The following is a 17,405-nucleotide window of genomic DNA, read 5'->3' as shown; positions in this document are numbered from 1 at the left end:
GAAATGATCGGCGAGCCGTGTTGAACGTCGCGGCGATTCGTCAGGGTTGCGTCGCGATCGCGGCGGCCTGGTGGATCGCGGCGGAGGCGCGGGCGATGGCCTGGACGGTGGCTGGGACGCCCGTTTTGACGAGGTCGGGCTTGTTCAGCTCGATCCCTTCGCGGATCGCTGGCAGCGGCCACGAGGCATATCCGGTGGTGAGCCCCGGCGCGTAGACGCCGTGCTTGAACCAGGTTCGGCCGGGGAGTCCTTCGGGGAGCAGAAACGCACGCTCAATGCGCGTCAGGGCCTCGTTCAACGCCTCTAGCTTTTCAGGACGCGCGCCGTCCTGGTTCGCCACCGCGACGAGGGCGGCATCGAGCGCGCGGGCCTCGGCGTCGAAGGCGAGGACGGCGTCGGCCAGGGCGGGGAGGCCCTCGAAGTTCTCGTCGGCTGGGGGAGTCGCCGCCTTGCGGACCTGGCGAACGTGCATCAGCCGCAACTCGTCGACGTAGCCGCGGAGGGCGTCGGCGTACGCGGTGAAGCGGAAGGGGAGGACCTCAGCGCCGGCAGCTCGCATCAGGATCGCCGTGTAGAGCCGGGCGGCGGTCGCGTGCGTGAGGAACTCGGGGTCGCCGAACTTTTCCATCCAGTTGAAGTCGTCGTAGATCGAGTGATACACGCCGTACTTGCCGGAGAAATCGACGTCCATCGCCGGCACGCCCAGGTGGTCCAGGAACGCCGTGTAGTCCGAACCGGAACCAAGCGGACCCATCTGCGGGACGAAGCCCAGCGGCTTCGCCGGCTGGCCGTTGCGGGCCCAGAACGGGTCGGCCAGGACGAGAGGGCTCGACGACACCCAGCCCGAGCGCCGGGCGCTGAGCCAGATGTCGCGCAGGGGGCGGCCCGTGCGGGCGTCCGTCACCGTGGCGGCGGCGTCGAGGACCAGGTCGCGGAGCGAGGGAACGCCCGAGGCGCTCAGCTCGGGACCGCTGACGGCCGAATCGACGTTGAGCATGAGGGCCGCCTTGCGGTCGACGTCGGCGGCGAACTGCTCGGCCCACTCGGTCGAGCCGATCAGGCCGTATTCCTCGGCGTCCCAGCTTGCGTAGAGGATCGTCCGGCGCGGCTTCCAGCCGTCTTTCACGGCCTTGCCGAGCGCCCGGCAGGTCTCCAGGGTCGCGGCCGTGCCGCTGCCGGGGTCGACGGCCCCGTGGACCCAGGCGTCGCGGTGGTTGCCCAGCATGACCCAGCGATCGGGTTCGACCGAGCCGGGGAGTACGGCGATCACGTTCCAGATCGTCCTGACCTTGTACTCGGTCGAGACGGTCATCGTCGCTTCGGCCGGTCCGGGGCCGACGTGATAGGCGGTCGGCAGTCCGCCTTGCCAGCCGTTAGGGGCGTTGGCGCCGGCCAGTCGAGTCAGCAGCTCGTTCGCCGCGCGGTAGCCGATCGGGATCGAGGGGATCGTCGCGAAATACTCGTGGCGTTTGAGGCCGGTCTTCGCCTCCCATTCCTTGACCTGCTCGTCGAACTGGAGCGGGAAGCCGAAGCGAACGTCGATCGGCAGTCGAGCCGCGCCGGCGATCGACGGGCCGTTGGGGGTGGAGGGGTCGCCGGGGCCGAGCGAAAGGAACTGGACGCTCCCGCGCTGGACGGCCGAATCGGGGCGGAAGGGACCGTCGGGGTAGACGTCCCCCTTGGCGAAGCCGTCGTCGCCGGGGTCGGAGTAAATCAGGATCCCCTTCGCTCCCCGGCGCTGGGCGTTCAGAACCTTCAATCCGCGGAAGAGGCCGCCGTACCGGCAGAGGACGATCTTGTCGCGGACGTCGATTCCCAGATCCTCGAGCTGCTTGAAGTCCTCCGGCTTGCCGTAGTTGGCGTAGACGACCTGTCCGGACGCCGAGCCCGAGACGCCGAAGCCGTGGAAGGGGGGGAAGGCGTTGGAGTTGGCTGAGTCCTTGTCGGTCGCTATCGGCTCCTCGTCGATGTCCAGATCGAGGGCGTCGGGGCGGTCGATGCCGAGCGTCGGCGGCGCGGAGGGTTGGTTGAGGAGCACCTCATAGGGGACGATCTCGGCCTTCCATCCCCATTCGACGAGCCTGTCGCGGACGAACTTCGCAGTTTTTTCGTCGGCCGGGGAGCCCGCGGGGTGGGGCTCGGCGGTGATCGTCCGCAGCCACTTGCGGGCGTTGTCGGCGGTCGGGACGGCCTGGGCCTTGCGCTCGGCGTCCAGGTGCGGGGCGCGGGCTGCCGGCGAAAAGCCGAGGGGCGTCGGCTCCTGGCCGGGGAGTGGTCTGGCGATGAGGGCGAGTAGAAAGGAGAGGAGGAGGGGGGCCGATCGACGGAGTCTGGACATCCGGGAGATTCTCCAAGTGCCGCTCGGGTACGGCTTTCGATGGTATTCTGGGCGGCTGGACCGCATCGCCAGCATAAGAGGCGGGCGCGGCCGACGCCAGCGCCGAGGTGCGACTCGCGACGGCGACGGTCGGGGATTTCGACGAAATTCTCGGCCGGGCCTAAGAGGCTTCGGACTGGGCCGTTGTCAGGATGAACGGGAACACGTCCCTTATCGAGCACGCCGATGGCAGGTGAACCCGACCCCCAAGGCGACGCGTGGGTGCGCGACGCGGTCTCTCGTTATGAGGGCCCCCTCACGCTCTACGCGCGACGTCTCCTCAACGACTCCGAAGCGGCCCGCGACGTGGTGCAGGACGTCTTCCTGCGCCTCTGCGCCCGGCCTCGATCGGAGGTCGACGGCCATCTGGCCGAATGGCTGTTCACAGTCTGCCGCAATCGCGCGCTGGACGTCCTGCGGAAGGAGCATCGCATGACACGATTGCACGACGAGCAAGTCGACCGCTGCCTGAGCCCGACCCCAGGGCCGCACGACGTCGCCGAGCGCCACGACATGGGGGCGAGAGTCCTCACGTTGCTGGACACGCTGCCCCCCAATCAACGCGAGGTCATTCGTCTGAAGTTTCAGAACGGTTTCTCTTACCAGGAGATCAGCCGGATCAGCGGCCATAGCGTTTCCAACGTCGGCTATCTGATCCACGCCGGGATCAAGACCCTCCGGAGCCGCCTGTTCGACGGCCAGCCCGCCGAGGCGGGCGCCTGAACCGCGAGCCCAGAAAGGAGAGACCGAAGATGAGCTTCGACATCGACGACCCCCGGCTCACCGCCTTCGCCCTCGGCGAACTGGACGAGGCCGAGAAGAATACCATCGAACGACTCCTGGCCGATCACCCCGACCTGGCCCGCGAGGTCGAACAGATCCGCCTGACCGCAAGCTGGCTGACCGAACAACTCCACGACGAGCAAACCCGCGAGACCGCCGACTTCGCGCCGGCTGTCTCGACCGCTCCGCGCCTTGTCGCCGCGGACGAGCCGACCCGCAAGCCGCGACCGTTTTGGAGATCGCCGGCCGTCCTCTCGCTCGCCGCGACGGTGATGGTCGCCGTGACGATCGGCGTTCTGTGGCCGACGATGCAGCCGGAACTGACGGCCCGCTACGCGGCGTGGAAAGTTCAAGAAGTTCAACCGCGTGCGACTCATGTCCGTACCAGGGATCCTGGGCCGACCCCCGATGCGACTCGCGCCCGCATGGCGAATCCTGGGCCGAGCGACGAAATGTCGTCTCTCGCCTCCAATCCGGCTCCGCCCGCGGCCTCTCAGCCGAGTGACGTACGCTTCGGTTCGGCGTCCGCGGCGAGGCCGTCTGTGGCTCCCCGTTACGGAAAGCTCGTCGATGCCACACCGGGTTCTCCTGGCGACGCATCGAAATCGATGGGCGGAATGGGCGGCATGATCGGACCCGGAATGATGGGCGGCATGGCGGGACCGGGATTGGCTGGTGGACCTCCACAGGCGCCTATCGCAATGAGGAACCCCACGTCGGAAGCGAGACGGGCGAATCGACTTGCCAGCGGTCGGCCCGCTATCGGCCGCGAGGCGCAGGCATCGAACCCTGGGGAGCCTGGACAGCAGCCTGCAAATCAACGGGGCCTTGTCCCAGAGCAGAAGAGCCTTGGACAGACTCAGGAATCGTTCGGGCGTTCGGATCTAGCGCTCGCTCAGAACTCGACTCGGTCCCTATCCCCAATGAAGCAAGAGGCTGAGGAGTTGGAGAAGCTCCGAGGGCGTGTTTCACAGCCTCGGGGTGAAGCCGCGGCCGCCTCGACTGGCCCCGCGGTGGCGCTGGGGATCAAGCCGGAGGCGGACGTCCGACTTTCCGAAGCCAAGCCGTCCCAGGAGTCGCTCTCAGCGGCCTCATCGAGAGCGAAGTCGGACTCGATGGCCGTCAAGGAGTTGTCCGACAAGTCCCTCGCGTTCGACGCCGGCCAGATCCCGGGGCTCCAAGGGTCAGACCGGAAGAACCAGCAGGGCGGCAAGGATCAGCTCCAGGCTGGTGAACAGGGGCAGCGAGGCCAGGCTCAAGCCCAGCAGCAAGGACAGCAAGGCCAAGGTCAGCAGCAGGGCCAGCAAGCCGGTCGAGATCAGCAGTCTGATCAACAACCCGGCCAGGTGCCCTCGGCCCTTGCCGCAGGCCAGCCAGGGGTCCAGAAAGAGTCTGAGGTCATGCAGCAACTGCAGGCCGTCGATCCGTCGGTCCAGGTCCGTGACCACGAGCAACTCGCGGACGCCCCGGCCGCACAGTCTGAGCCCGAGCCTGTCGTCGAGGAGAACCCGTTCGTTCTGACGAGCCAGGAGGCGGCTTCGACCTTCGCCATCGACGTTGACACTGCCTCGTACTCGATCGTCCGCCGCTCTCTGCTTCAGCAGAATCAGTTGCCGGCTCGGGACGAGGTTCGGATCGAGGAACTGCTCAACTACTTCCCCTATCAGGACGCTCCGCCGGCCGCCAACAGCCCGGACCCGTTCGCGATCCACGTCGAGACCGCCCGCTGCCCGTGGAACGGCGGCCACCGACTGGCCCGGATCGGGATCGCCGGCAAGCCGCTGGGGCAGGCGGCTCGGAAGCCCAGCAACCTCATCTTCCTGGTCGACGTCTCAGGCTCGATGGATCAGCCTAACAAGCTGCCGCTGGTGCAGTGGGGCCTCCAGAAGCTCGTCGAGCAGTTGGGCGAAAACGACCGGGTGGCGATCGTCGTCTACGCCGGGGCGTCCGGACTGGTCCTGCCGTCGACTTCGTGCCTGAAGAAGGCGGAGATCCTGGCCCGGATCGAGGAGCTTAAGGCCGGCGGCTCGACCAACGGCGGGGCGGGGATCCAGCTCGCCTATTCCCAGGCCGCGTCCAACTTCATCAACGGCGGCATCAACCGCGTCATCCTGGCCACCGACGGCGACTTCAACGTCGGCGTCACCAACCAGGACGAACTGGTGCAACAGGTCGAGTCGAAGGCCAAGGGGGCTCAGCCGATCTTCCTCACCGTGCTCGGCTTCGGCATGGACAACCTCAAGGACGGCACGCTGGAGAAGCTCGCCGACAAGGGAAACGGCCACTACGCCTACATCGACCAACCCGAGGAGGCCCACAAGGTCCTCGTCGAGGAGATGGGCGCGACGCTCGACGTCATCGCCAAGGACGTCAAGATTCAGGTCGAGTTCAAGCCTGAACTCGTGAAGGCTTACCGGCTGATCGGTTATGAAAACCGAGTCATGCCCAACCAAGACTTCGCCAACGACCAGAAGGACGGCGGCGAGGTCGGCGCTGGGCACCACGTCACGGCTCTCTACGAGATCGTCCCCGCCGAAGCCCCGGCCAAACCCACGGCCGGCGCGATGTCGCCCGACTCGTTCACGGTCCGGATCCGTTACAAGAAGCCCGAGGGGAACGTCAGCGCCCTGATCGAGCGTCCGGTCGCCGACCGGGGGCTGGACTACTCGGAGGCCTCGGACGACTTCAAGTTCGCCTCTTCCGTCGCCGGGTTCGGCATGCTCCTGAGGCACTCGCCGTCGGTCGGGAGCCTGACTTACTCCGCCGTGATCGAACTGGCCTCGCCGACGCTCGCCCACGATCCCTCGGGATACCGGAGCGAGTTCATGCGGATGGTGCAGAAGGCCCGCGAACTCTCGGCCCCGAACGTCCGCTGATTCGGGAAGCGTTGCAATCAAATGTACGGGCCGGCCGTCTCCATGCGGGGGCGGCCGGCCCTTTCTTATGCGCCCGAATAGCGGTCAGGTGGGAACCACTTGAAGGTAGCCGGTGCCGGCGATGATCGCGTAGGGACGGCCGAGGTTCACGTTGGTCGGCGTCCACCTCGCCGAGGCGTAGACGGTTTTCACGTCGGCGAGCAACGTCACGTTTCGGTTGGTTGAGTCGAAGCTCACCTGGAACGAAGGCGCGGAGTTGAGCGGGCCGCCGTAAGGGGCGTAAAAGACCTCGCTCTTGCCTGGCTTGAGCGTAAAGGCGAAGAACTTGCCCCCCTGGTAGGTCGACGCTGAGATGTTGAACGAGACAGTCGCCTGGGTCGTGTTCTTGATCGTGACGACGCCGTAGTAGACGTTGCCGGTCGAATCCGCACCGGTGGGGGCGCCCTGATTTCCCAGCGAACCCGCTCCGACGTTGGTGGTCGGGCCGTTCGCGCCGGGCATGGTGACGCCAGGCGTGTGCGCGGACAGGCGTCTCAGCGCGGCGTTGTTCGCCCGGAGGGCGCGGACTTCGGCCAGATGTTCAGCACGCGCGGCTCGCAGGTCGGCGATCGACGCGGTTAGAAATCGTTCTTCCACCTGCTCCGCCAGCGGACGGTACGCCTGGGTTCGTCGCGACTTCATGAATGCGCCCTCATCGTGTCGGTGTCCGGCTCGTGGTTCGTTCAGGACAGTCTTGCCGCGCAAGTGCCGCTTGTCGAACCTTCGCCGAACGCCGACCCGATCAGGGACGTTATTCGCGGATCTGGCCGTCGCCGTAGACGATCCACTTGGTGGAGGTCAGCTCGCGGAGTCCGCAGGGGCCGCGGGCGTGGTATTTGTCGGTGCTGATGCCGATCTCAGCGCCGAGGCCAAGCTGGCCGCCGTCGTTGAACCGGGTGCTGGCGTTGACCATGACGGCCGAACTGTCGACGCAGGCGACGAATCGACGGGCTGCGGCGAGGTCGCGGGTGATGATGGCCTCCGTGTGGGACGAGCCGTGGCGGGCGATGTGATCGATCGCCTCGTCCATCGAGTCCACCACCTTGACGGCCAGGATCTTGTCGAGGAACTCCGTGTCCCAGTCCATCGGAGAAGCCGGCGCGGCGTCGGGCACGATCTCGCAGGCTTTCTCGTCGCCGCGGAGCGTAACGCCGGCCGCCTTGAGAGCCACGGCCGCCTGAGGCAGCCAAGAAGGGGCGATCGCGCGGTGGATCAGAAGCGTCTCGGCCGCGTTGCAGACGCCGGGTCGCTGGGCCTTGGCGTTGACGATGATTCGGGTGGCGACGTCCGGATCGGCGGCCTGGTCGACGTAGACCGAACAGATGCCCTGATAGTGCTTCATCACGGGCATGCGGGCCTCCGCGACGACGCGACGGATGAGGCCCTCGCCGCCCCGGGGAATGGCCAGGTCGATGTACTCGGGCAGGTTCAGCAGAGTCCCCACCGCGGCGCGGTCGGTCGTGGGGACGAGCTGAACGGCGTGGGCGGGAAGTCCGTGCGAGGGAAGCTCGTCGGCGAGGATCCGGTGAAGCGCTCGATTGGAGTGGATCGCCTCCTTGCCGCCGCGGAGGATCGCGGCGTTGCCGCTCTTGACGCAGATGGCGGCGGCGTCGACCGTGACGTTGGGGCGGCTCTCATAGATCATGAAGATCACCCCCAGCGGCACGCGGACCTGGACGGCCTCGATCCCGTTGGGGCGACGGCTCGACCGGACGACCTCGCCGACGGGGTCGGGCAGAGCGGCCACGTCGAGGAGGGCCTGCGCCATCTCGCCGATCCGCTTGGGGTTGAGCGTCAGGCGATCGATGGCCGCCGCGTTCAGGCCGAGCCCGGGCGCAGCCTGAACGTCGAGGGCGTTGGCCGCCAGTAGTTCGTCGGTGCGGGTCTCCAGAGCCCTCGCCGCCGCGGCGAGCCAGGCGTCCTTGGCGCCGGGGCCGACCGTCGCCAGCGAGCGGGCGGCCTGGCGGGCGCGGACGGCCAACTCACGGCAGATCGTCTCAACGTCCCGGGCGTCTTCATTCAGGGTTTCAACCGCCGATTCCGTCCCGGTAGCCATCGTCCGACCCCCAACCTCGAATTTCCTTCCAGACCTTGATCGCGTCGATCATCGGTCCGACGTCGTGCACGCGGACAATGTTCGCGCCCAGCGTACAGCCGACCAGCGAGCAGACGACCGACGACGTCAGCCGCTGGGCCATCCCCTTGCCGGTCATCGTTTTGAGCAGACCCTTCCGCGAGACGCCCAGTAAGAGGGCGCATTCCAGCGTCGCGAATCGATCCAGGTTCCGCAAGAGGAGCAGGTTGTGCTCGTACGTCTTGCCGAATCCGATCCCCGGATCGACGGCCACCCGCGAACGGGGGATCCCCATCGACTCGCACCATCGGACCCGCTCGGCGAGGTAGTCGAAGACCTCGGCGACGACGTCGTGATATTGAGGGTCGTCCTGCATCGTCTGGGGCGTTCCCTTCATGTGCATGACGACGACCGCCGCACCGGCGTCGACGGCGATTTCGGCCATCGCTGGCTCGCGGAGTCCGGAGACGTCGTTGATGATGCAGGCTCCGGCCGCGAGGGCCTCGCGGGCGACCTCGGGCTTCATTGTGTCGACCGAGATCGGCCGGCCGGCCGCGACGAGTCGCTCGATGACGGGGACGACGCGGCGGATCTCCTCGGCGACGGGGACGACGTCGGCTCCGGGGCGGGTGGACTCCCCGCCAACGTCCAGGATGTCGGCTTCCTCCTCGACGAGCTGCAGGCCGTGCTCGACGGCCGCGTCCGCACCGGCCCATCGGCCGCCGTCGGAGAAGCTGTCCGGAGTGACGTTGACGATTCCCATGACGCGGGGGACAGGGTCGGCGATCAGGACCCGGTTCCGCGATTCCCAGACGACTGCCACGATCGACGCCCCCGACGCATTACCTCAGGTCTTCCTCGGTGTACCACGGTTGTTCCATCATATCGACGATCTGGTCGGCGAGGCGCTGGCAGAGTTGGTAGGTCGCCGTGAGCGACGTCTCGCCGACTTCGGTGACGAAGTTGGTGGTGTCGGAGATGATCGTCGGCTGCCGGTTCTTCTCGGCTTCCGTCGGCGGGTTGTGGACCCAGTTGACGCTGGCGTTGACCGTCCGGGTCAACTGGCGAGGCAGGTTGAACGGGCTCTCGACGACGATGTTCTTGTCGACGAAGTTCACCGTGCCGCTGAGGACGGTGTCGGCCCGGTCCGGATCGGAGACGAGCCGATAGGGGGTCCGCCGGCTGATCTCTTTTTGAACGAGCTCCGTCAGCATCTTCTCGACGTCGCGCGTGAAGGTCTGGGACTTGAACATCGGTACGAAGACCGTCTGCACCGTCTTGTCGTAAGGGGCGCGGAACGAGTATCCGCAGCCGCCGACGCACAGGAGCATCGCAACGGCGACGCCGAGCCGAAGCCCGGCGACCGCGATCGGGAGGGGGAGACGAAGCATGGCAGCCTCTTCCTGGGCCATCTTCCCGTCGGCCGTTACGAAGCGCCGCGGGATCGTTCCTTCGTGGACGCTCACATCATGCCGCCGGGATTCATTCCCATGCCGCCCATTCCGCCGCCCATCCCGCCCATTCCGCCCATCATGCCGGAGCCGGCGCTGTAGTAGGGATCGTTGGCGCCGGGCTGCGAGAGGATCTTGCTGGGGAGCGTCGCCTTGCGCGGCATCTTGGCGAGCTGCGCCAGGTCTTCCTTGGCTTTCACGGCCCAGGGGCTGTTGGGCCAGCGCTGGGGGATCTTGCCGAAGTAATACTCGGCCGCCGTGACCTTCCCGACCTTTTTATAGTAGGCGCCCATGTTGTAGGTCCGTTCGGCGTCCTGGTCGTTGATCAGGTCGAGCGTGTGATACAGGTGCTCGGAGTTCGCCTGATCCTCTGGGAAGGCGGCCAGCGTCTGGCGGACGAGCTTGCGGGCCTCTTCGAGGCCTTCGCCGTCGTAGGCGGGGCCGAGGTAGCCCTTCATCCGGGCGTCGATCGCTCCGAGATAGGCCTTCTGGAGGAACGGGCTCTTGGGATGGCTCTGGATCATCTCGTCGTAGTAGATCGCGGCCGATTCGAAGTCGGCGTTTTCCATGTGGTAATCGGCGATCTGCATGACGGAGTCGTCGGCGAGCGGGCCGTCGGGGGACCTGTGCCGTGCGTGCTCCAGCGCCTTCAGGGCCGAACCGCGCGTGTCGATCAACGGCTGCTCGCCGGTGAAGTGCGTGTACCAGGCGAGTTGCTCATCGGATTTCACCTTGCTGTCGCTCTGGGCCATCCAGATCTGGGCGATCTCGTACTCGCGGCTGGCGATCTTGTCGGTGTGCAGAGTTCCCGGATAGTCGGCGTAGAGCTTCTCGTAGCTGTCGTGAGCGGCGACGTACTTCTTGCGCTTGAATTGGGTCTCGGCCAGGAAGAGCTGGGCCTTCTCGCCGAACGGGGATTCCTTGCGATCCTTGGCGATCTTGATGAACGCCTTCTCCGCCTCCGCGAGCTTGCCCGCCTCGAAAAGGGCGACGGCTTCGCCGAGCTCCTTCTGGGCGTCGGGATTGAGCGGAGGTTTGGCGAACGGCCGCCAGCCGTTGGAGCCCAGAACCTCGCCGGTCGGATTGCGGTCGGCGGCCGCTCCGCCCGATTTGTCGTCGCCGCCGGCCTCGGGGTCGCGAGGGCTCAGCCAGCGCTTGAGCAGCGTGTTGGAGTCGGCGATTTTTTCGGTCTTGGCTCGGGCCAGCTCATCCTTGTCGATGGGCTTCGCGAGGTCGGAGTCGTAGCTCGCCCGCCATTGCGCGAACGACCGGGAGAAGCTCTGGCAGCCGGTCGACGCAGCCGCGAGCGCCACGACCACCATCGACTTCGCGACGACCTGGATTCGAGACGATCGGGGCATGGTACCTCGTACTCGAAGCGCGGGGACGCGGTTTAGATTCGAGCCGACGATCGTTTTCGGCGATTCCACCGGCTCAGACTCCCAGGAACGGCCAGACCCGCGGTCGATGGCCCAGAACGTGACTGATCACGGCGCCGACCGTTTGACGGGCCGAGGCCAGTTCGGATCCGGCCATTTCCCGCTCTCGCCACGCGTTGCCGGGGCTGGCGAGGTCCTGAAGGGCCTCGATCGTCCGCTCGGCGACGGTCATGACGTGGGGCTGGCCGGGTCGGCAGGCCGGGCAGAGAACTCCGCCGGTCGCCGGTCCGAACGCCGTCGATTCCCCCAGCTCCCGGGGTTCGCCGCACTGGGAGCACCTGTCGAGCGTCGGCATCAGGCCGATCTCTCGCAGGCAGGCCAGCTCGAACCTCAGGACCCGTCGCGCCCGCAAACTTCCGTGGCCCAGATGCCGCAAGGTGATCCTCGCCGCGTCGAACAGCTTGGGATGTGGGTCGTGGTAGTCGGTCAGGTCGGTCAGCAGTTCGGCGATGTAGTAGCCGGCATACAGGGCCGCAAGATCGCGGCGCAGACATGGGAACCGCTCCACCGGCGCGGCCTCGGTCAACAGATCGAGGGCTTCCGACGCCTTGGGAAGCAGCACGATATCGGATACTCCCAGGAGGTCAAGGCCACCCTGGAACGGCGACTTCAACCGCCGGCCCCCCTTCGCCAGCGCGGCGACCTTCCCCATCTCTCGGGTGAAGAGCGTCGCCACCGTGCTGGTGTCGAAGACGTCGACCGTACGGACCACCAGGGCCAGCGAGCGATTCGCGGGCACGGTACAATCCCTCCCAAGGACGCGTCCATTCCGCCACGACCCCTATTCAATTGTACCGCGATGTTCAACCGAAAGGGCCGACCCGCCGCCGCCGATTTCATCGCTTTTCGGGTCGATCCCCGGCTCTTGCGCTGGGCCTTGATTGGGGCCGTCGCGTTGGGACTGCGGCTGTACCGGCTCGACGACCGGAGCCTCTGGTTCGACGAGATCGTCACGATCCGGACCGCGCGGGAACCGTCGGTCGCGCAGCTCGTTCAGACGCTTGACCGGATCGACGGCTCGCGGGCGCCGTTGCATCCGTTGTTGCTCCATGGCTGGATGCGAGCCTTCGGCGATTCGTCGGTTTCGGCCCGGCTGCTGAGCGTCGCGCTGGGAGTCGCGACGGTTGCGTTGGTCCTGGCGCAGGGGCGATGGGCCTGGAGCGACCGCGTCGGTGAGATCGCAGCATGGTTCTGCGCGGTCTGTCCGCCGCTGGTGTATTACTCGCAGGAAGTGAGGATGTACTCCCTGGTCGTCTTGCTGGCGGTCGCCTCATGGATGGCGCTCTTGGCAGCCTGGCGCGATCCTCGACCGCGTTACTGGATTGCTTATGGGGCGTTGTTGGCTCTGCTCTTCTACGCTCATCCGCTGGCGGTTTTCATGATCGCCGCGCACGGGTTGGTCGGGATCATCGGGGTGCTTTGCGGCAAACTTCCCGCCGGGCGTTGGGCGGCCGCGATGATCGGAGCCGCGGCCGTCGCAGCGCCGTGGCTGCCGCGATACCTGGGTCAGAAGACCGACTATCCGATCCCCCGCTATCCGATCCGATTCCTGCTGGCGACGCCCATTGAATACTTCGGCGGGAACAGCCTTAGCCTGTTGGTCTGGGGCGTCGTGATCGTCGTCGGGCTGGCGACCTTTTCCGAAGGTCGCCTGCGCGTGCGAACGCCTGAACCCTCGCTGGCGGCTCTGGCGTGGTTCGTCGTGCCGCCGACCCTCATATACGGTTACTCGTGGCTTCGACAGCCGATTTTCGGGCAAGCTCGCTACACGTTGTTCATCGCGCCGGCGTACTTTCTCCTGATCGCGTCGGGGCTGGCCGAGGTTCCTCGATGGCTGCGGCTCGCGCTCATGGCGTCCGCCACCGCCCTGGCGGCTTACGGCCTGGCCGTCGTCACCTACGCGCCCAACCATAAGGCCGATTGGCGAGCGGCCGCCGCCTGGATTCGGGGGCAGGGAGGAGAGGCGGTCGTCGTGGTCCACGCCGGCGATCCGAGGTTCATCCGCGAGCCGATGGAGGCCGCCCGCTACTATTTGAAACCGGATGAATCCCTCACGCTCTCCACGGGCGATGGGGAGTCGCGGCGGCCGGGAGCGATCGTGTACCATGCTCACGTGACGACGGCGCCCGGTGGGACGCCGCCCGTGGGAGAGACGGCGGCCGCGAGCTTTCACGGCCTGACGATCACGAGAGGCGTCGCGAACCCCGAGGGGCAGGACGGCGCGAATCGGAGAAGCCCGTGACGAGCGACGGTGCGGCGACGGCGGCGAACGAGAGTGAGGCCGCAGGGGAGACCTTCCAACGGCCCGCCCTGGGCCTCTTCCTGGTCAGCTTCCTGATCCTCTTCCACGAGTTGGCCTGCATCCGTTGGTTCGGGGCGACGGTCGTCTTCCTGACGTTCTTCACGAACTGCGTGCTGATGGCCTCGTTCCTGGGCGTCTCCGTCGGCTGTCTTGCCGCTCGACGGCGGATTTCGCTGGCGAACGTATTCGGCCCCATCGCCGCCGCGGCGATCGCCGCCAGCTACGCGATCCTCTGGTCGTACGCCCGGTTCGAGAGGCTTCTGATCGACGTGGGCGACCAGAAGTCGCCTCAACTCATCTTTTTCGGGACCGACGCCCGCGTTCGCGACGTGGCCTCGTTCGTAATTCCCATCGAGGTCGTCGCCGGGCTCTTCTTCGTCCTGATCGCCGTGGCGTTCATCGGGCTGGGACAGGAGATGGGGCGGCGGTTCGACGCGATCCCCGACCGCATCGCCGCCTACACGGCCGACATCCTCGGCAGCCTGGCGGGCATCATCGCGTTTGGCCTGGCGTCCTACTATCAGCTCCCTTCGTCGGCGTGGTTCGCGATCGTCTTCGTCCTGAGCCTGCCGTTGGTTCGCGGCTGGAAGTGGCGATCAGCGCACGTGGCGGCTGCGGCCCTGGCTCTCCTGGTCGCGGCTCGCGTCGATCATCCGCCGGCGCCAGCGGGCACGACGGTTGAGAACACCTGGTCGCCCTACTATCTGGTCTCATACAAGCCCGACAAGGCGTTCATCGACGTCAACAACCTGAACCATCAGGCGATGTACAAGATCGGCGGCGACGCGACCGGATATCAGCTTCCCTACCTGCTCAACCGCGACTCCGGCGGCAAGCCGTTCGACGACGTGGTGATCGTGGGCGCAGGGTCGGGCAACGACGTCTCCGCGGCCCTACTCGACGACGCGAAACACGTCGACGCGGTCGAAATCGACCCCGTCATCAACGGGATCGGCCGCCGAGACCATCCGAACAAGCCCTACGACGACCCTCGGGTCTCGATCCACCTGGACGACGGCCGCAGCTTCGTCCGCCGCACCGATCGAGAGTACGACCTGGCGGTCTACGCCCTGGTCGATTCGCTGGTGCTCCATTCGGGCTATTCGAGCCTTCGCCTGGAGAGCTTCCTGTTCACCGAGCAGGCCTTCCGCGACGTAAAGGCGAAGCTCAAGCCCAACGGCGTGTTCGCCCTCTACAACTACTATCGCCAGGGATGGGTCGTCGGACGCCTGGTCACCCTGGCGGAGAAGGTCTTTGGGACCAAGCCCCTGGTGATCTCACTCCCCTACCAGGGCGAGATCTCCCCCGACAACAACCAGCGGGGGTTCATCACCTTCCTGCTCGTCGGCCAGCCTGGCTCGGACGTGGTCGAGCGGATCCGCTCGAAGTTCGCGGGGGCTGAATTCTACTGGATGACCGACGACCCGAACGGAACTCGGCCGATGACGAACTTCGGCGCCTCGCCGTCGAACGGCCGGGGTCCCGAGGACGAGCACGTCAAGAAGATCGGCCCGGCCCAGGTGACTGTCGCCGCGGGCGACCGCACGCCGACCGACGACTGGCCGTTTCTGTATCTGAAGGAACCCTCGATTCCGGGTCTCAGCCTGCGCGGGATGGCCGTGGTGGGGGGACTGTCCGCCCTGCTGTTGGCGATCTTCGCCCCGGTGCGGACGGTGCGGCCGAACGGGAGGATGTTCTTCCTGGGGGCGGGCTTCATGCTGCTGGAGACCAAGGGGGTCGTCCACATGGCCCTCCTCTTTGGCTCGACCTGGGTCGTCAACTCGGTCGTCTTCGGCGCGATCCTGGCGATGATCCTCGTCAGCAATCTGTATGTGCTCAAGGTCCGGCCCCGCAATCTCGCACCTTACTACGTCCTGCTGATCCTCCTGCTGGGGGTGAACAGCCTCATCCCCATGAGTGAATACCTGGCGCTCGCCCCGGCGATCCGGACCGTCGTTTCCTGCACGGTGGTCTTTCTGCCGGTCTTCTTCGCCGGGGTGATCTTCGCGACCTCGTTCCGGGACAGTCAGCGGCCGGACGTCGATTTCGGGTCGAACGTGGGCGGCGTGATCCTCGGAGGCTTGAGCGAGAACCTGTCGGTGGTCGGCGGCTTCCAGTCGTTGCTCTGGGTGGCGATCGTCTATTACCTGCTCTCGGCCCTGTTCCGGTCCAGGAAGGGCGTGGCCGGCTGAGGCGAAGTTTCGGTCAGGAGCCAGCCTCGCGGGCCTTCTCTGGGTGCGGGGCGAGATCCAGCTTCACACGTCGGATGGAACGGTCGCCCACGTCCAGAACGGTGAACTCGACGCCGTCCCGACGGAACGATGCGCCAGGGTCGGGAAGACGGCCGAGCGCGTGGAGCGCCAGCCCGCCGACCGTCTGATATTCCTCGTCGGTGGGGAGTTGGATGCCGAACCGTTCGTTCAGCTCCTCGAGGTCGACGCTGGCGTCGACCTCGAACACCGAGTCGCCCAGCGGGACGACCGGGTCGTCGGCGCTGGGGGCGTCGTACTCGTCGTGGATCGGGCCGACGAGTTGTTCGACGAGATCTTCCATCGTGACCAGGCCGGCGACCCCGCCGTATTCGTCCATGACCAGCGCCATCGGGGCGCGGCGGAACCGCATGTCTTCCAGAAGCTGGAAGGCGTTCTTGGTCTCGGGGACGAAGTAAGCTTCGCGAGCGATCGAGGCCAGGGGCACGTTCTCACCCGGAGCAGCCGCGGCGAGACGATCGAGCAGGTCGCGGACCAGGAGAACGCCGACGACGTCGTCCCGATTACGCCCATAGAGGGGTATCCGGCTGCGGCCGGTCTTGCGGAAGCTCTCAGCGGCCTCGCGCGCAGAAGCGGACGCGGGAATCATGACGATCGCCGTTCGAGGCTGCATGATTTCCGAGACGGCCGTTCGGGTCAACTCCACGACCTCGCTGATGACGTCGCGAGCGAGTTCGGGGAGTTCGGGCTCCTGGTCCTCGTCGTCCTCGACGTCGGCCGGCACCTCGATCTCGACGCTCGCCGGCCGAGCCACGCTCTCCCCAGAACCGGAGGCCCACTCGACAAGCTCCTCCAGCCAGGCCGAGGCGGCGTTCAGGGGCGCGCCGGCGAGGCGAACGAGCCCCGTCGCCGGCCAGATTCGATCCAGGATCGACTCCGCGTAGAGACGGCCAACGACGCCCGCCGCGAGGTAGCCGCCGACCCCCAGCGCGGCGATCGCCAGCACCGTGAGCAAATCGTCGGCAAGCGTCTCCTGACGGTCGAGCACCAACCCGGCGGCCGTGGCCAGAAACAGGCCGGTCAGGAAGCCGAGGGCCTCCGCCGCACGGCCCGTCCGCACGTCCAGCCGGTCGATCTCCTCGGCGCGATCCGGGCGGCCGCGAGCCTCCGTTAGCTCTTCCAGGCGGCTCCTCGAATACGACTGGATCGCCTTGTTCAGTGCGACTGCGATCAGATGCACCACGAAGATTGGCGTGCAGACGATCGCAATCCAGGTCCAGCTCGGCCCGTCCACGCGGAGGTGTCTCCAGAGTCGGAACAGTTCAGGAAGTAGGACGGCGGCCGGCGGGGAATGGATTGGGAAGGCCGACGCGGGTCAGGGCTGCTTCTTCGCGGATACGCATCTCGGCGGCCGACTCGGGATCCAGGTCGTCGCAACCGCAGAGGTGGAGCAGGCCGTGGACGATGTAGAGGGCCGTTTCATGCCAGGGGTCGACTCCCAGCTCGGCGGCCAGGCGTGCAGCGGTCTCAGTCGAGATCACCAACTCGCCGGAGAGCTGGTCTTCCCCTTCGTCCGACAGGGCGAAGGTGACGATGTCGGTCGGCTCGTCGTGGTCGAGATGTTCGCGGTTGACCCGATGGATCGTCGGATCGTCGACGAACGCCAGGGAGATCGAGGCGGCTTCCACACCCTCGCCGCGGAGAACGCGTTCGACCAGCGTCCGCACGGTCTGGCGGTCGATTGCGACGAAGGTCTGGGAGTCGACGACGTCCACCTCGAAGTCGGGACGCGCGGGGGCCTCGACCTCGTCTTCGTACTCGTCGTCAAGGATGGAGTCGTCCGGCGGGAACACG

At 66.6% G+C, this 17,405-nt stretch carries 14 protein-coding genes; 4 read left to right on the top strand and 10 right to left on the bottom strand.

What is annotated here, in order from left to right; genetic code table 11:
• Window positions 1-40: 40 nt before the first annotated feature.
• Complete coding sequence (locus G5C50_RS02385; RefSeq protein ID WP_165064265.1) at window positions 41-2,338, bottom strand: M28 family metallopeptidase; 2,298 nt, start codon at window positions 2,336-2,338, stop codon at window positions 41-43.
• 225 nt (window positions 2,339-2,563) lie between these two features.
• On the opposite strand from G5C50_RS02385, the gene G5C50_RS02380 reads away from it, so the two are divergent.
• Window positions 2,564-3,100, top strand: coding sequence for an RNA polymerase sigma factor (locus G5C50_RS02380; RefSeq protein WP_165064262.1), 537 nt, complete (start codon window positions 2,564-2,566; stop codon window positions 3,098-3,100).
• Between the two features lie 1,244 nt (window positions 3,101-4,344).
• Here G5C50_RS02380 and G5C50_RS02375 read toward each other — a convergent pair.
• Window positions 4,345-4,569: a hypothetical protein gene (locus G5C50_RS02375; protein ID WP_165064260.1), complete on the bottom strand. Its 225-nt coding sequence runs from the start codon at window positions 4,567-4,569 to the stop codon at window positions 4,345-4,347.
• Between G5C50_RS02375 and G5C50_RS02370 the strand changes: the two genes are divergently transcribed.
• Entirely contained in the window at window positions 4,561-6,036 is a 1,476-nt protein-coding gene (locus tag G5C50_RS02370; protein WP_165064257.1) for a vWA domain-containing protein, read from the top strand. The genes G5C50_RS02375 and G5C50_RS02370 overlap by 9 nt on opposite strands.
• Before the next feature lie 84 nt (window positions 6,037-6,120).
• Here the strand turns inward: G5C50_RS02370 and G5C50_RS02365 are convergent, their stop codons facing one another.
• The 6 genes from G5C50_RS02365 to recO all read right to left on the bottom strand — a co-directional run bounded on the left by G5C50_RS02365 (window position 6,121) and on the right by recO (window position 11,778).
• Window positions 6,121-6,717, bottom strand: a complete 597-nt coding sequence (locus G5C50_RS02365; protein WP_165064254.1) for a hypothetical protein — start codon at window positions 6,715-6,717, stop codon at window positions 6,121-6,123.
• Between the two features lie 109 nt (window positions 6,718-6,826).
• Window positions 6,827-8,131, bottom strand: coding sequence for a glutamate-5-semialdehyde dehydrogenase (locus tag G5C50_RS02360; RefSeq protein ID WP_165064251.1), 1,305 nt, complete (start codon window positions 8,129-8,131; stop codon window positions 6,827-6,829).
• A complete protein-coding gene (folP, locus tag G5C50_RS02355) occupies window positions 8,103-8,972 on the bottom strand; it encodes a dihydropteroate synthase (protein ID WP_240906919.1) in 870 nt (289 codons plus the stop codon). Before folP ends, G5C50_RS02360 begins: the two co-directional genes overlap by 29 nt.
• 19 nt (window positions 8,973-8,991) lie before the next feature.
• Window positions 8,992-9,540, bottom strand: coding sequence for an LPS assembly lipoprotein LptE (gene lptE, locus G5C50_RS02350; RefSeq protein WP_165064248.1), 549 nt, complete (start codon window positions 9,538-9,540; stop codon window positions 8,992-8,994).
• A 71-nt stretch (window positions 9,541-9,611) separates the two neighbouring features.
• Window positions 9,612-10,961 carry a tetratricopeptide repeat protein gene (locus G5C50_RS02345; RefSeq protein WP_165064245.1) on the bottom strand — a complete coding sequence of 450 codons (1,350 nt, stop codon included), beginning with the start codon at window positions 10,959-10,961 and terminating at the stop codon, window positions 9,612-9,614.
• Window positions 10,962-11,034: 73 nt separating this feature from the next.
• Window positions 11,035-11,778, bottom strand: coding sequence for a DNA repair protein RecO (gene recO / locus G5C50_RS02340; RefSeq protein WP_165064242.1), 744 nt, complete (start codon window positions 11,776-11,778; stop codon window positions 11,035-11,037).
• 60 nt (window positions 11,779-11,838) lie between these two features.
• On the opposite strand from recO, the gene G5C50_RS02335 reads away from it, so the two are divergent.
• Together G5C50_RS02335 and G5C50_RS02330 are read left to right on the top strand one after the other, a co-directional pair.
• Window positions 11,839-13,281: a glycosyltransferase family 39 protein gene (locus tag G5C50_RS02335; RefSeq protein WP_165064239.1), complete on the top strand. Its 1,443-nt coding sequence runs from the start codon at window positions 11,839-11,841 to the stop codon at window positions 13,279-13,281.
• Complete coding sequence (locus G5C50_RS02330; RefSeq protein ID WP_165064236.1) at window positions 13,278-15,533, top strand: spermidine synthase; 2,256 nt, start codon at window positions 13,278-13,280, stop codon at window positions 15,531-15,533. The genes G5C50_RS02335 and G5C50_RS02330 overlap by 4 nt, the downstream gene beginning before the upstream one ends.
• A 13-nt stretch (window positions 15,534-15,546) precedes the next feature.
• On the opposite strand, the gene G5C50_RS02325 is transcribed toward G5C50_RS02330, so the two are convergent.
• Window positions 15,547-16,845 carry a hemolysin family protein gene (locus tag G5C50_RS02325; protein WP_165064233.1) on the bottom strand — a complete coding sequence of 433 codons (1,299 nt, stop codon included), beginning with the start codon at window positions 16,843-16,845 and terminating at the stop codon, window positions 15,547-15,549.
• Between the two features lie 28 nt (window positions 16,846-16,873).
• Window positions 16,874-17,404, bottom strand: a complete 531-nt coding sequence (ybeY, locus tag G5C50_RS02320) for an rRNA maturation RNase YbeY (RefSeq protein WP_240906918.1) — start codon at window positions 17,402-17,404, stop codon at window positions 16,874-16,876.
• Between the last annotated feature and the right edge of the window lies 1 nt (window position 17,405).

This window comes from Paludisphaera rhizosphaerae (assembly GCF_011065895.1).
GTDB classification, from domain to species: domain Bacteria; phylum Planctomycetota; class Planctomycetia; order Isosphaerales; family Isosphaeraceae; genus Paludisphaera; species Paludisphaera rhizosphaerae.
Note: the sequence above shows the minus strand (reverse complement) of the source record. Positions and strands in the feature narration are given on the sequence as shown.

Excerpts from the sequence above, each read along its gene's own strand:
- G5C50_RS02365 (WP_165064254.1), bottom strand. The coding sequence starts at position 6,717 with ATGAAGTCGCGACGAACCCAGGCGTACCGTCCGCTGGCGGAGCAGGTG.
- G5C50_RS02370 (WP_165064257.1), top strand. The coding sequence starts at position 4,561 with ATGCAGCAACTGCAGGCCGTCGATCCGTCGGTCCAGGTCCGTGACCAC.
- G5C50_RS02345 (WP_165064245.1), bottom strand. The coding sequence starts at position 10,961 with ATGCCCCGATCGTCTCGAATCCAGGTCGTCGCGAAGTCGATGGTGGTC.
- lptE (WP_165064248.1), bottom strand. The coding sequence starts at position 9,540 with ATGCTTCGTCTCCCCCTCCCGATCGCGGTCGCCGGGCTTCGGCTCGGC.
- G5C50_RS02360 (WP_165064251.1), bottom strand. The coding sequence starts at position 8,131 with ATGGCTACCGGGACGGAATCGGCGGTTGAAACCCTGAATGAAGACGCC.
- G5C50_RS02335 (WP_165064239.1), top strand. The coding sequence starts at position 11,839 with ATGTTCAACCGAAAGGGCCGACCCGCCGCCGCCGATTTCATCGCTTTT.
- G5C50_RS02385 (WP_165064265.1), bottom strand. The coding sequence starts at position 2,338 with ATGTCCAGACTCCGTCGATCGGCCCCCCTCCTCCTCTCCTTTCTACTC.
- G5C50_RS02380 (WP_165064262.1), top strand. The coding sequence starts at position 2,564 with ATGGCAGGTGAACCCGACCCCCAAGGCGACGCGTGGGTGCGCGACGCG.